Source organism: Spiroplasma endosymbiont of Villa modesta (assembly GCF_964030925.1).
Classification (GTDB): Bacteria; Bacillota_I; Bacilli_A; order Mycoplasmatales; family VBWQ01; genus Spiroplasma_E.
The window spans coordinates 1,621,165-1,636,366 of record NZ_OZ034992.1 but is presented as its reverse complement, the minus strand read 5'-3'; the positions used below and the strand labels follow the sequence as shown (position 1 = coordinate 1,636,366).

The window sequence follows — 15,202 nt, the reverse complement described above, 5'->3', positions numbered from 1 at the left end:
GTGCTTTTTTGATTCTAAACAATATTTTTTTCTGTATAATAATTAGTGAAATATTAAAGAAAGAAGGAATTAACAAATATGTCTTGCATTATTGATATTAGAGCACTACAAGTAATAGACTCAAGAGGAAATCCAACTATTCAAGTTGAATGTTGAACTGAAGATGGTGGATACGGGATTGCTTTAGTGCCATCAGGTGCTTCAACAGGTACTAGAGAAGCTTTAGAACTACGAGACAAAGATACTAAAGTTTATGGTGGACTTGGTGTTATGAAAGCTATTAAAAATATTAATGAAAATATTGCCGAAGCCATTATTGGTTTGGAAGTTACTAATCAAAGATTAATTGATCAAACAATGATTAAGTTAGATGGAACAGAAAATAAAACAAAATTAGGTGCCAATGCTATTTTAGGGGTATCATTAGCAGTTGCTAAAGCTGCCGCTGATGAATTATATGTGCCCTTATATACATACTTAGGTGGTACTAATGCTTGTCAGTTGCCAGTCCCAATGTTAAATGTAATTAATGGTGGTGCTCATGCTGATAATAATATTGATTTTCAAGAATTTTTAATAATGCCAGTTGGTGCTAAAACATTTTCAAAGGCAATCCAAATGGCTGCTGAAACTTTTCATGCTTTAAAAAGTATTTTAAAAGGTAAGGGTTTAGTTACTGCAGTTGGTGATGAAGGTGGTTTTGCTCCTAATTTAAAATCAACTGAAGAAGCATTAGATTTAATTGTCGAAGCTATTAAAAAAGCGGGTTACACTCCAAATAAAGATATAAAAATTGCTATGGACTGTGCATCATCAGAGATTTATCAAAATGGTAAATATGTTTTTGGCAATAAAGATGGTAAAAGTAAAAATACTGAAAAATTATTAACTTCAGCGCAACTAGTAGATTATTTAGTTGATTTAACTAAAAAATATCCAATTATTTCAATTGAAGATGGTTTGGCTGAAGGTGATTGAGAAGGATTTAAATTATTATTAGAAAAATCAGAAGGTAAATTCCAAGTTGTTGGTGATGATTTATTCGTTACTAATCCAAAAATTATTAAAGAAGGAATTATTAAAAACGTTGCTAATTCAGTATTAATTAAACTAAATCAAATTGGAACATTAACTGAAACTATGGAGGCTATTGAAATGTGTCAAAAAGCTGGGTGAACAGCAGTAGTATCTCATCGTTCTGGGGAAACTGAAGATACAACGATTGCTGACTTAGCAGTAGCTTTTAATACTGGACAAATTAAAACAGGTTCAATGTCAAGAACTGATCGTGTTGCAAAATATAATCGTTTATTAACAATTGAAGCCGATTTAGCAGATCAAGCTAAATTTTTAGGTGACGATGTATTTTATAATATTAATTAATTAAAATCATATTTTATGGTTAAATTTACTGATATCCTTTTTAATTTTAAACAAATTATAATAATTATCACTAAAATAATGTAATTAGAAGAGAGGATGACTAAATATGCAAGAATTAAATAAAAGAAGAATTGGAATCTTAACTTCTGGTGGTGATTCACCAGGTATGAATAATGTTATTAATGCAGTATATAAGACTTTTCGTGGTATAAATCATGAAAATAGTAAAATTGCTACTGCTGATAAAAGACCATTTGAATTAGTTTTAATAAAAAATGGTTATAAAGGAATAATGACAAATGACATTCACGTTATTGATAACAATTGAGCAAATTTAATTGATCTAGGAACTGAGATGGGGGGAACAATCATTGGGTCTGCTCGTTTTAGAGAATTTGAGCAAGAAGAAACTCGTAAAAAATGTATTGAAATTTTAAAATCTAAAAAAATTGAAGGTTTAATTGCTATTGGTGGTGATGGCACATATAATGGTTTGCAAAAATTAAGTAATGAAGCAGCTATTCAATGTGTGGGTATTCCAGGTACTATTGATAATGATATTAGTTCAAGTGAGTTTACTATTGGTTTTGATACCGCTCTTAATACAATTGTTGAAAATCTTGATAAAATTCGTCAAACTGCTAATTCTCACGGAAGAATTATGATTGTTGAAGTAATGGGTCGTAATTGTGGTGACCTTGCTCTTCACAGTGCTGCTGCTGCAAATTGTGATTTAGTTGCAACTAAAGATTTAGGAATTGGAGAACAGTCATTGATTGATATTATTAAACAGTTGTACACTAAAAAACAACGTCGTTCATTAGTAATAGTAGTAACTGAACGTCAATATGATGTTAATAAAATAGCTAAAATCATTGAAAAGGATACTGATTGTGAAACAAGAGCAGTAATATTGGGTCAAATTCAACGTGGGGGAACACCAAGTGCATTTGATCGTTATTTAGCAACAATGATGGGTATTTTTGCTGCTGAAAGATTTGCAAATAGTAATAAATCTAGTATTTGTATTGGATTACAAGATAATAAATTAGTAGCTATTGAAATTCAAGATGCATTAAACACACCTTCAATAAATAAAAATAACGTTGCTAATAAAATTTTACGTTTGTCAGGAGTTATTTTTAAAAAAAATACTTAATAAAAAGAGGTGAATAATTTGATATCAATTATAAAAAGAACTAAATGTGTAACTACTTTAGGACCTGCTTCAAATTCTGCTGATGTTATTAAACAACTAATAGAAAATGGCTCAATTTGTGGGCGTTTAAATTTTTCTCATGGTACTCATGATGAACATTTAGCAAGGGTTTTAATGATTAGAGAAGTATCTAAACAATTAAATGTACCAGTTGCTATTATGTTAGATACTAGAGGTCCGGAAGTTAGAACACATACCTTTACAAAGGGTAGTGTAGAAATCAAAAAAAATGAAATTATTACGATAATTGATAATAAAGAGATTATTGGTACTGCGGATAAGTTTTCTGTAAATTATGGTAATTTAGCAAAGGATATTAAAGTTAATGATAATTTACTAGTAGATGATGGTAAATTAACATTAAAGGTTACAGCGGTTAAAGACCATACTGTTATTTGTCAAGCTTTAAATACACATACTATTAAAGATCGTCGTGCTATTAATATTCCAAATGTTAAATTGTCTTTACCTTTTATTTCTGAAAAAGATAGAGCAGATTTAATTTTTGGTTGTCAGCAAAAAGTAGATTATGTTGCTGCATCATTTGTTTGTTCAGCAGCTGATATTAAAGAAATCCGCAAAGTTTTAGATGATAATGATGGTAAACATATTCAAATCATTGCTAAAATTGAATCACAATTAGCAGTTAATAATTTTGATGAAATTTTAAAAGAATCAGATGCTATTATGGTTGCTCGTGGTGATTTAGGAGTTGAAATTCCTTTTGAAAAAGTTCCTTTTTTAGAACGTGAATGAATTAAAAAATGTCGTACTGTTAACAAACCAATAATTGTTGCTACGCAAATGCTAGATTCAATGATAGATAACCCTCATCCAACACGTGCTGAAGTTACTGATGTTTGGGTTGCTATGGATTGGGGAGCAACATGTACAATGTTATCGGGTGAATCTGCTAATGGTAACTATCCTGTGTTATCAATTGCAACAATGAGTAAAATTCTTGTTGATGCTGAAAGTCATCAAGAACAGAGTAAAATTGCTACTGATTTATTGCATACAAAAGATCAATTAGTTACTAAAACTATTAAAAAAATTATTGAAGAAAAACCACAATATTTAATTACTAATAGTCAAGATAGTAATTATATTAGAACTATTGCTAATGCTCATTTGCCAGTTTATATAATTCCTATTGTTAATAATGTTATTGATTATAATAAATTTGCAATAAACTTTGGAATTTATACTTTTTTAGCAACTGAAGGAATTCCAGTAGAATTAAGTAATTCTTCGCAATTAGTTAAAAGCATTAGTAGCACTTATATAATCCCTACTAAATCAAAAGTATTAGTAGTAGATATTAATAATAATACTAATCCTTTTACAACTTTTATTGTTAAATAACCTAGTACTACTGAGGTAAATTAGAAAAGGAATTAGGTAAAACATGAAAATTAATGTAATTAAATTAAATGGCAAAACGATGACTTATAATATTGAAAATCCAATTACTGGTTATCAATTATTAAAACAGGAAAATGAAAATATAGATTCTTCAATTATTGCTTTTACTCTGAATGGACAATTAAAAGATTTATATTGAGAAATTAAAGAAGATGCTGAAATCAAGTTTATTAAAAAAGATGATGCTTTAGGATGAACTATTTTAAATTATGGATGTGCTATGATTTTAGCTCATACTATTAAATTAATGTATCCACAAGCGTTAATTACGATTGCTAATACTAATGATAATGGTTTTTATTTAGATTTTGATTATGAAAAACGACTTTCTAATGATGAATTAATTAAAATTGAAGAGAAAATGCGTGAAATTTTAATAAAAAATATTGAAATTAAAAGAGTTTGTCAAACTAAAGAAGAATCTTTAAAAACTCATAAAGACAATCCTTTTGCTTTAGAATATATTAAATTAAATCATGTTAATGGATTAAAATGCTCTTATTTAGTTGATAATAAGACTTTAGTAGTAGCATCGGGTGTTGCTATTAATAATTCTTCATCAATAAAAGATTTTAAATTATTAAGTATTACTGGTGCATATTGATTAGGAAATGATAAAAATAAACAATTACAGCGCATTTCTGGAATTTGTGATTATTCAAAAGTAAAATTAGTAGATAAACTTAATGAACTTGAAGAACAAAAAAATCGTGATCATCGTAAACTAGGTAAAGAATTAAGTATTTTTACTTTTAATGATGATTGTGGTAAAGGATTACCTATATTTTTACCAAATGGTATGGTTATTAAAAAAGTTTTGCAGGAATATTTGAGAAAACAAGAATTTATGTGAGATTATCAAGAAGTAGCGACACCAGTTTTAGGTTCTGTTGAATTATATAAAAAAAGTGGTCATTGAGATCATTATCGTGAAAATATGTTTACTCCAATTAAAAAAGAAGAAGAACAATTGGTATTAAGACCAATGACTTGTCCTCATCACTGTATGATTTATAAAAGTGCTCTTCGTAGTTATAAAGATTTGCCTTTGCGTTTAAGTGAACATGCTTTATTATATCGTTATGAAGCAAGTGGGGCTTTAACTGGTTTAGAACGAGTAAGAAGTATGGAATTAACTGATTCTCATATTTTTGTTAGATTTGATCAAATGAAAACAGAGTTTAAACGTTGTTATCAGTTAATTGCTGAGGTTTTAAAAACTTTAAATATTAAAATTGATTATTTATCATTATCTTTACGAGATCCTGCTGATAAAGAAAAATATTTTAATGATGATAAAATGTGAAATCAAGCAGAAACAGCATTACGTGAAGTATTAGATAAATTACAATTAGAGTATAAACCAATGATTGGTGAGGCTGCTTTTTATGGACCAAAATTTGATGTTCAAATTAAAACAGCATTAGGTCATGAAATTACAATATCTACTATTCAATTCGATTTCTTATTACCGAAAAAGTTTAATTTAACTTATATTGATGAAAATAATAATGAAATAAATCCAGTTATTGTTCATCGAGGATTAATTGGTACATATGAACGTTTTATTGCCACATTATTAGAACAAAATAAAGGTGTTTTTCCACTATGATTAGCACCAAGGCAAATTGCAATTTTACCAATAAATGAAAAAGAAAAAACCTTAGAATATGCTAATAAATTATTGCAAACTTGTAAACAACATAATTTACGAACTGAAATTATTAGCAGTGGAACTATTGGCAAACGTATTGTTGAAACACAAACTCAAAAAATTCCTTATCAAATTATTATTGGTGATAAGGAAATAGAAAATAATAATTTAAGTTATCGTCAGTATGGTCAAAAAGAAAGTAAAATTGTTACTTTATCAGAATTTTTAAAATTATTAACAAAACAAGTTGATAATAAAATATAATTATAAAAATTAAAAAACCATTTAAGGTTCTAATTCTTAAATGGTTTTTTAGTTAATTAAGCAATTTAATTTTACTAATATACTTAGTAAAATTTAAACCATTTTTTATACGAAAAAAATATTTATATTTTTAGTATTATTTTCATTGACATTGGGTTTTGTTTTCTGTAAGATACTTATTGTGCCCGAAAATAAATGGGTTACAAACTAGAAAAAACGATCTTTGAAAACTAAATAGAACAAGAATTAATCCGTCAATTTTTTATTAAAAATTAAATAAGTCAGACATCATCTTTTAACAAAAACAATTTTATTGAGAGTTTGATCCTGGCTCAGGATTAACGCTGGCGGCATGCCTAATACATGCAAGTCGAACGAAAGTAGCAATACTTTAGTGGCGAACGGGTGAGTAACACGTATCTAACCTACCATTTAGTGGGGAATAACTGTTGGAAACGACAGCTAATACCGCATATGTTATTTATTTGCAATAATAAATAATGAAAGGAGCATTTGCTTCGCTAATTGTTGGGGATGCGGCGCATTAACTAGTTGGTAAGGTAATGGCTTACCAAGGTAACGATGCGTAGCCGATCTGAGAGGATGAACGGCCACATTGGGACTGAGACACGGCCCAAACTTCTACGGAAGGCAGCAGTAGGGAATTTTTCACAATGGGCGAAAGCCTGATGGAGCAATGACGCGTGACTGATGAAGGTCTTCGGATTGTAAAGGTCTGTTGTAAGGGAAGAAGTGCTAGAATAGGAAATGATTTTAGTATCGACCATACCTTACCAGAAAGCCACGGCTAACTATGTGCCAGCAGCCGCGGTAATACATAGGTGGCAAGCGTTATCCGGATTTATTGGGCGTAAAGCGTGCGTAGACGGTTTTGCAAGTCTGAGGTTAAATTTAGGGGCTCAACCCCTAACCGCCTTGGAAACTACATTACTAGAGTATAGGAGAGGTTAGTGGAATTTCATGTGTAGCGGTGGAATGCGTAGATATATGAAGGAACACCAGTGGCGAAGGCGGCTAACTGGCCTATTACTGACGTTGTGGCACGAAAGCGTGGGGAGCAAATAGGATTAGATACCCTAGTAGTCCACGCCGTAAACGATGAGTACTAAGTGTTGCCATGAGGCAGTGCTGTAGCTAACGCATTAAGTACTCCGCCTGAGTAGTATGCTCGCAAGAGTGAAACTCAAAGGAATTGACGGGGACCCGCACAAGCGGTGGAGCATGTGGTTTAATTCGAAGCAACGCGAAGAACCTTACCAGGTCTTGACATACCTTGCGAAGCTATAGAGATATAGTAGAGGTTAACAAGGATACAGGTGGTGCATGGTTGTCGTCAGTTCGTGTCGTGAGATGTTTGGTTAAGTTCAGCAACGAACGCAACCCTTGTCCTTAGTTGCCAGCATTAAGTTGGGGACTCTAAGGAGACTGCTAGTGTAAGCTAGAGGAAGGTGGGGACGACGTCAAATCATCATGCCCCTTATGACCTGGGCTACACACGTGCTACAATGGCTGATACAAAGAGTCGCTAAACCGCGAGGTCAAGCAAATCTCAAAAAGTCAGTCTCAGTCCGGATTGAAGTCTGCAACTCGACTTCATGAAGTCGGAATCGCTAGTAATCGCGAATCAGCAATGTCGCGGTGAATACGTTCTCGGGTCTTGTACACACCGCCCGTCAAACCACGAGAGTTGGCAATGCCAGAAGTCGGTGTCCTAACCGTAAGGAGGGAGCTGCCAAAGGCAGGGTTGATGATTGGGGTTAAGTCGTAACAAGGTATCCCTACCGGAAGGTGGGGATGGATCACCTCCTTTCTATGGAGTTTAGTTTCTAATAAGAAACCAAGACAACAAGAAAAAATAGATGGATGATTTATTGGATTACTTCTTTTTGTTCTGTTTAGTTTTCAGGGATTGTTTTCTCTGAGCAATTGTTCTTTAAAAACTGGATAATAGACATCTTTTAAAAAAATAAGATAATTTTTATCTTGCAATAGGATATTCTAAAAATAAATTATTAAGAGCGTATGGTGGATGCCTTGGAATTGGAAGACGATGAAGGACGCGATTACCTGCGATAAGCTTCGGGGAGCTGGAAATAAGCTTTGATCCGGAGATGTCCGAATGGGGAAACCCACTATCTTTAATCAGATAGTACTGTACAATGAATTCATAGTTGTGCAGAGTGATACCTAGAGAATTGAAACATCTTAGTACCTAGAGGAAAAGAAAGCGAATGCGATTCCCTTAGTAGCGGCGAGCGAAAAGGGAGCAGCCTAAACCAGTCGTCAGACTGGGGTTATAGGACTGTCTATTAGGTTCGACCTATGAAGAGTTACAAAATTTATATATAGCAGAAGTTGTTGGGAAGCAACGCCATAGATGGTGAAAGCCCAGTATGCGAAATGTATAAATCTCTTGACAGTATCCTGAGTACGGCGAGGCACGTGGAACCTTGTCGGAATTTGCGCAGACCACTGCGTAAGGCTAAATACTAACCAATTACCGATAGTGAACCAGTACCGTGAGGGAAAGGTGAAAAGTACCCCGAGTGGGGAGTGAAATAGTTTCTGAAACCATATGCTTACAACAAGTCGGAGCCCGTTAATGGGTGACGGCGTGCCTTTTGTAGAATGAGCCGGCGAGTTATGATTACATGCAAGGTTAAGTTGAAAAGACGGAGCCGAAGTGAAAGCGAGCCTGAATAGGGCGTTTAGTATGTGGTCGTAGACCCGAAACCAGGTGATCTAGCCATGAGCAGGTTGAAGTTAATGTAACAGTTAATGGAGGACCGAACCAACGTTCGTTGAAAAGACCGTGGATGACTTGTGGCTAGCGGTGAAATTCCAATCGAACCTGGAGATAGCTGGTTCTCCCCGATATAGTTTTAGGACTAGCGTCAGAATTAGTGCAATGGAGGTAAAGCTCTGAATGTATGATGGCCCCACCTCGGGGTACTGAATGCAATTAAACTGCGAATGCCATTGTTACATATCTGGCAGTCAGTCTATGGGTGATAAGGTCCATGGACGTGAGGGAAACAGCCCAGATCATCAGCTAAGGTCCCCAAATCAATGCTAAGTGGAAAACGATGTGGAATTGTTCAGACAGCTAGGAGGTTGGCTTAGAAGCAGTCATCCTTTAAAGAGTGCGTAACAGCTCACTAGTCGAATGATTCTGCGCGGAAAATGTACCGGGGCTAAGCATTGTACCGAAGCTATGGGTCTATATATATGTTTACATATATTGTGGGCGGTAGGGGAGCGTTCTAATCTGCGACGAAGTTAGACCGGAAGGACTAGTGGAGCGTTTAGAAGTGAGAATGCCGGCGTGAGTAACGATTGAAGGTGAGAATCCTTCATGCCGATTGACCAAGGTTTCCTGGGCTAGGTTCGTCCACCCAGGGTTAGTCAGGACCTAAGGCGAGGCCGAAAGGCGTAGTCGATGGATAACAGGTTGATATTCCTGTACCACCATGGTGACTGATGGAATGACGGAGAAGGCTAAAATGTCCCAGTGATTGGTAGTGCTGGGCTAAGTACAAAGAGGGTTGTGTAGGCAAATCCGCACAGCGTTAACCTTGAAGTACGATGGGGAGTGAACGGTTCGCTTAGTAACGAAGCATTTGATGCCATACTTCCAAGAAAAGTTTCTAAAGACATCACCATGGTGCCTGTACCGAGAACGGACACACGTGGTCAAGGAAAATATCCTAAGGCAAGCGAGATAACTATAGCTAAGGAACTCTGCAAAATAACCCCGTAAGTTAGCGAGAAGGGGAGCTCATAGCAATATGAGTCGCAGTGAAGAGGTCCGGGCGACTGTTTAGCAAAAACACAGCTCTCTGCTAAGTCGTAAGACGATGTATAGGGGGTGACGCCTGCCCAGTGCTGGAAGGTTAAAGAGATTTGTTAGCGTAAGCGAAGCTTTGAACTGAAGCCCCAGTGAACGGCGGCCGTAACTATAACGGTCCTAAGGTAGCGAAATTCCTTGTCAGGTAAGTTCTGACCCGCACGAAAGGCGTAACGATCCGGACGCTGTCTCGGCTATAGACTCGGTGAAATCTTAGTACCTGTGAAGATGCAGGTTACCCGCGATTAGACGGAAAGACCCCGTGGAGCTTTACTACAACTTGATATTGAATTTTGGTGTAGTTTGTACAGCATAGGTGGGAGACGTTGATATGCAGACGCTAGTAGGCATGGAGTCACCATTGGGATACCACCCTTGCTATATTGAAATTCTAACTTGAGACCATAATCTGGTCTAAGGACAGTGTCTGGTGGGTAGTTTGACTGGGGCGGTCGCCTCCTAAAAAGTAACGGAGGCGCCCAAAGGTACCCTCAATATGAATGGAAATCATATGTAGAGCGCAAAGGTAAAAGGGTGCTTGACTGCGAGACATACAAGTCGAGCAGGAACGAAAGTTGGGCTTAGTGATCCGGCGGTGCTGTGTGGAAAGGCCGTCGCTCAACGGATAAAAGTTACCCCGGGGATAACAGGCTAATCTCTCCCAATAGTTCATATAGACGGGGAGGTTTGGCACCTCGATGTCGGCTCATCGCATCCTGGAGGTGTAGTCGCTTCCAAGGGTTGGGCTGTTCGCCCATTAAAGCGGTACGCGAGCTGGGTTCAGAACGTCGTGAGACAGTTTGGTCCCTATCTGTCGTGGGCGCAAGAAATTTGAGGAAAGCTGTTCCTAGTACGAGAGGACCGGAATGGACCTACCTCTGGTGCACCAGTTGTCACGCCAGTGGCACAGCTGGGTAGCTATGTAGGGCATGAATAAGCGCTGAAAGCATCTAAGCGCGAAGTCAGTTCCAAGATGAGATTTCTCATTCGAAAGAAGTAAGATCCCTTGAATACTACAAGGTTGATAGGTCAGGTGTGTAAGCATAGTGATATGTTCAGCTTACTGATACTAATAGATCGAGGATTTATTGAAGAATATATTCTCTATTGCAAATCAAAAGTAATCAAATTTAAAGATGTCTGTTTCTAGTTTTTAGGGAGCAATTGCTAAACTATTTGGTGTCCATGGCGGAGTGGTCACACCTGTTCCCATCTCGAACACAGCAGTTAAGCACTCCAGCGGCGAAAATACCAGCAATGGGAAAATAGCACGATGCCAAATTTTTTTTATTGTTAATCTTAATGTAAAAATTAAGATTTTTTTAATTTTTACATTAAAATAAGTAAAAAATTTTATTTTTAATTTATGATTGTTTTAAACCACTTATACGCTCTGCTATTGATAAATCATTTTTTATTCATCAATAAATAGTAATAATAAATCCAATTAATGATATATAAGTTATATAAAAGACATATTCCGTAATTAAATTTTTTAAAAGTCAATTAATAATTTTAAAATTTATTTTATAATTTTGTTATTAACAATAAATTTAGAAAAGTGTTGATAAAAATGATTTTTGAAAATTTAAAAAAATTAAAAAATGAAGAATTTTACAGATATTTTGGTATAAAACGTTTTCATTTTAATGAAATGTTAGAAAAATTAATTGAAATAGAAAAATTAGAAAAAAATAAAGGTCGAAAAAATAAACTTTCAGTAGAAGAAAGATTAATGATGACTTTATTATACTGAAAAGAATATTATACTTTTTTTCAAATGAGTATTAAATCTAAAATGAGCCCATCAAGTTGTTTTCGAAATATTACTTGAGTAGAAAATAAACTTAGTAACCACAAAGATTACCAATTTTTAAAAGAAAGATATAAATTAAAAATTGATAAAAAACAAGAAAATTCAAATGAATTTCAATTTTATTTAATTGATTCAACTGAGATTGAAATTGAAAGACCAACTAAAAAAACTACAGTTAGAATATTTTTCTGGTAAAAGTTGAATGTATTCTATAAAATTTCAAATTGTATATGATTTTTTTAATAAAAAAATTGTTGATATTTTTGCTGATAATGGTAAAGTGCATGATTTTCAAATATTAAAAAATTCAAATCTTGAATTTTCAGAAAAAACAATAATTATTGGTGATTTAGGATATCAAGGTATACAAAATATTTATAAAAATACAATAATACCAATTAAAAGAACTAAAAATAAAAAATTAACTAAACAAGAAAGAAAATACAATAAGATTGTATCTAAAATTAGAATTAAAGTTGAACATGTCTTTGCTTGATTGAAAAGATTCAAAATTTTAGTAAATAAATGTAGAAAATCTAAATTTAGACTTATGTACTTAAGATTTAACTTACTTTGTGAAATTTTTAATAAAATAAAACCATTAAAATAAAAAAAATATTAAAAATATTTTTTTAAAATTTAAATTTTTATCGAGTTAATATAAAAATATTATTAACAATTTTTTGTTTAAAATGTAAACTCATTTTTTAAACTATTTTTTCAAAAAATATTTATTTCTATATTCAATAACACTAAATTGTTTTAAAACAATTTTATTGACAATTAATTAAATTTAATTACGGAATATGTCTATTGTAGTAAACTGCAAAGTCCATAGATTAGTTTTTCTTTACGATTTGATCCAACATTAATTCCGGTGACGATTTCACCAACGGATCTAATATTAAAAATTCATAAAATAGCATTAATAATAAATAAAAAATTATTAATTAAACTTTTAATTAAACGTTTTGTTTGCATATTATTCTCCTTTAAACTAAAAATATTAATAATAATAATTTTAACATTTTAACTATAAAATATATTATTTTAAAGATTACCTTTATTATTGATATTAAAATAATATTAAATTAAAAATAATCTTGATGCTTTATCATAAGAAATGTAACAAATATTAATGTAAAGGAAATTGATATTAATTATTTTTTCATTGGTTTTTTATATAGACATATTCCATAATTAAATTTTTTAAAAGTCAATTAATTAATAATTTTAAAATTTATTTTATAATTTTGTTATTAACAATAAATTTAGAAAAGTGTTGATAAAAATGATTTTTGAAAATTTAAAAAAATTAAAAAATGAAGAATTTTACAGATATTTTGGTATAAAACGTTTTCATTTTAATGAAATGTTAGAAAAATTAATTGAAATAGAAAAATTAGAAAAAAATAAAGGTCGAAAAAATAAACTTTCAGTAGAAGAAAGATTAATGATGACTTTATTATACTGAAAAGAATATTATACTTTTTTTCAAATGAGTATTAAATCTAAAATGAGCCCATCAAGTTGTTTTCGAAATATTACTTGAGTAGAAAATAAACTTAGTAACCACAAAGATTACCAATTTTTAAAAGAAAGATATAAATTAAAAATTGATAAAAAACAAGAAAATTCAAATGAATTTCAATTTTATTTAATTGATTCAACTGAGATTGAAATTGAAAGACCAACTAAAAAAAACTACAGTTAGAATATTTTTCTGGTAAAAGTTGAATGTATTCTATAAAATTTCAAATTGTATATGATTTTTTTAATAAAAAAATTGTTGATATTTTTGCTGATAATGGTAAAGTGCATGATTTTCAAATATTAAAAAATTCAAATCTTGAATTTTCAGAAAAAACAATAATTATTGGTGATTTAGGATATCAAGGTATACAAAATATTTATAAAAATACAATAATACCAATTAAAAGAACTAAAAATAAAAAATTAACTAAACAAGAAAGAAAATACAATAAGATTGTATCTAAAATTAGAATTAAAGTTGAACATGTCTTTGCTTGATTGAAAAGATTCAAAATTTTAGTAAATAAATGTAGAAAATCTAAATTTAGACTTATGTACTTAAGATTTAACTTACTTTGTGAAATTTTTAATAAAATAAAACCATTAAAATAAAAAAAATATTAAAAATATTTTTTTAAAATTTAAATTTTTATCGAGTTAATATAAAAATATTATTAACAATTTTTTGTTTAAAATGTAAACTCATTTTTTAAACTATTTTTTCAAAAAATATTTATTTCTATATTCAATAACACTAAATAGTTTTAAAACAATTTTATTGACAATTAATTAAATTTAATTACGGAATATGTCCTATATAAAAAAGAAGGAAAAACAATGATAAAATATTATTAATAATTTTTTATTAATAAAAATTAAAAGGAAAATAGTATGCCAAAATTATTAAAAAATAGGTATAATTACCAGTCACTCCAAGATCTGGCTGTAACTATTAGAACCATATACCCTTTATTTAAAATTGATGAGTTTATCAATGACATTATAGATGAAACATGAGATAAGTTAGAATTGAAAGCCCGTATGAGGAAAATTGCTATTAATTTAGGAAGATATTTACCAACCAGTTATGAACAGGCACTTGCTATCATTGATAAGATCATTGATCTTTATCCTGTAGGATTTAATGATTTTTCACTAATGTATTTTCCAGATTTTGTTGAAATCTATGGACAAAATGAACATCATTGGGATTTGTCAATAGCTGCATTAGAAAGGTATACACAATTTTCATCTTCTGAATTTGCAGTGAGACAATTTATTATAAAACATGAAAAGCGTATGATGCAGCAAATGCTTGTTTGATCTAAGCATGATAATGAGCATGTGCGACGACTTGCTAGTGAAGGTTGTCGTCCCCAATTACCATGAGGACAAGTATTAACAAATTTCAAAAAAAATCCATATCCAATCCTTAAAATTTTAGAACAATTAAAAGCCGATCCGTCTTTTTATGTTCGTAAAAGTGTAGCAAATAATCTAAATGATATTTCTAAAACACATCCTGACTTGGTTACAAAAATTGCAAAGGAATGATATGGTAAAAACAATCAGTCTGATTGGATTGTAAAGCACGGTTGTAGGACCCTTTTGAAAAAAGGCAATATGGAGGTAATGAAAATCTTTGGTTTTACCAATATTGATTGTGTAAATGTGATTGATTTTGCTTTAGGTGCTGAATTTGTTTCTATTGGAGAAAATATGACTTTTTCTTTTAAGATTGAGACAAAAAAAGCAATCAAGGTACGATTAGAATATGGTATTGATTATGTGAAAGCGAGTGGTAAACGGAATCGTAAAATATTCCAAATATCAGAGATATATTTAAAGGAAAATATGAAGAAATTTTACGCAAAAAAACATTGTTTTGCAGATATAAGTACAAGGAAACATTACCCAGGAATTCATTCAATTACACTTATTGTGAATGGTACTGATTGAGATACATTAGATTTTAAGATATTGGCTATTAGATAGTGTAACTAATTATTTGATTAACCTAAATATCGATTTTATTAGATT

10 protein-coding genes and 3 rRNA genes are annotated in these 15,202 nt (G+C 31.6%); 12 read left to right on the top strand and 1 reads right to left on the bottom strand.

Translation table 4 applies throughout. From position 1 onward, the window contains the following. Positions 1 to 78 precede the first annotated feature (78 nt). The 9 genes from eno to AAHM89_RS10360 all read left to right on the top strand — a co-directional run bounded on the left by eno (position 79) and on the right by AAHM89_RS10360 (position 12,239). A complete protein-coding gene (eno, locus tag AAHM89_RS10400; RefSeq protein WP_342266300.1) occupies positions 79 to 1,383 on the top strand; it encodes a phosphopyruvate hydratase in 1,305 nt (434 codons plus the stop codon). Positions 1,384 to 1,489: 106 nt separating this feature from the next. Next, positions 1,490 to 2,542: an ATP-dependent 6-phosphofructokinase gene (locus AAHM89_RS10395; protein WP_252319488.1), complete on the top strand. Its 1,053-nt coding sequence runs from the start codon at positions 1,490 to 1,492 to the stop codon at positions 2,540 to 2,542. Positions 2,543 to 2,560: 18 nt separating this feature from the next. Continuing rightward, entirely contained in the window at positions 2,561 to 3,967 is a 1,407-nt protein-coding gene (gene pyk, locus AAHM89_RS10390) for a pyruvate kinase (protein WP_342266299.1), read from the top strand. A 43-nt stretch (positions 3,968 to 4,010) separates the two neighbouring features. Then, entirely contained in the window at positions 4,011 to 5,945 is a 1,935-nt protein-coding gene (gene thrS / locus AAHM89_RS10385) for a threonine--tRNA ligase (protein WP_342266298.1), read from the top strand. Positions 5,946 to 6,254: 309 nt separating this feature from the next. Continuing rightward, a 16S ribosomal RNA gene (locus AAHM89_RS10380) occupies positions 6,255 to 7,776 on the top strand. 192 nt (positions 7,777 to 7,968) lie between these two features. Continuing rightward, a 23S ribosomal RNA gene (locus tag AAHM89_RS10375) occupies positions 7,969 to 10,906 on the top strand. 82 nt (positions 10,907 to 10,988) lie between these two features. Next, positions 10,989 to 11,095 (top strand): 5S ribosomal RNA (gene rrf / locus AAHM89_RS10370). The 16S, 23S and 5S rRNA genes sit together here, the layout of an rRNA operon. 291 nt (positions 11,096 to 11,386) lie before the next feature. Then, entirely contained in the window at positions 11,387 to 11,824 is a 438-nt protein-coding gene (locus tag AAHM89_RS10365) for a transposase family protein (RefSeq protein ID WP_339046404.1), read from the top strand. A 7-nt stretch (positions 11,825 to 11,831) separates the two neighbouring features. Further along, entirely contained in the window at positions 11,832 to 12,239 is a 408-nt protein-coding gene (locus AAHM89_RS10360) for a transposase family protein (protein WP_339045908.1), read from the top strand. 200 nt (positions 12,240 to 12,439) lie between these two features. Here AAHM89_RS10360 and AAHM89_RS10355 read toward each other — a convergent pair whose 3' ends face one another. Beyond that, a complete protein-coding gene (locus AAHM89_RS10355; protein WP_342266297.1) occupies positions 12,440 to 12,610 on the bottom strand; it encodes a hypothetical protein in 171 nt (56 codons plus the stop codon). 310 nt (positions 12,611 to 12,920) lie between these two features. Here AAHM89_RS10355 and AAHM89_RS10350 point away from each other — a divergent pair, with 310 nt between their 5' ends. The 3 genes from AAHM89_RS10350 to AAHM89_RS10340 all read left to right on the top strand — a co-directional run bounded on the left by AAHM89_RS10350 (position 12,921) and on the right by AAHM89_RS10340 (position 15,157). Beyond that, positions 12,921 to 13,343 (top strand): transposase family protein, encoded by a 423-nt coding sequence (locus AAHM89_RS10350; RefSeq protein ID WP_339045912.1) that lies wholly within the window; start codon positions 12,921 to 12,923, stop codon positions 13,341 to 13,343. A 23-nt stretch (positions 13,344 to 13,366) separates the two neighbouring features. Beyond that, positions 13,367 to 13,774 (top strand): transposase family protein, encoded by a 408-nt coding sequence (locus tag AAHM89_RS10345; RefSeq protein WP_339045908.1) that lies wholly within the window; start codon positions 13,367 to 13,369, stop codon positions 13,772 to 13,774. A 279-nt stretch (positions 13,775 to 14,053) separates the two neighbouring features. Next, the gene (locus AAHM89_RS10340) at positions 14,054 to 15,157 is read left to right on the top strand and encodes a DNA alkylation repair protein (protein ID WP_342266296.1); all 1,104 of its coding nucleotides are present in this window, start codon (positions 14,054 to 14,056) and stop codon (positions 15,155 to 15,157) included. Positions 15,158 to 15,202 lie beyond the last annotated feature (45 nt).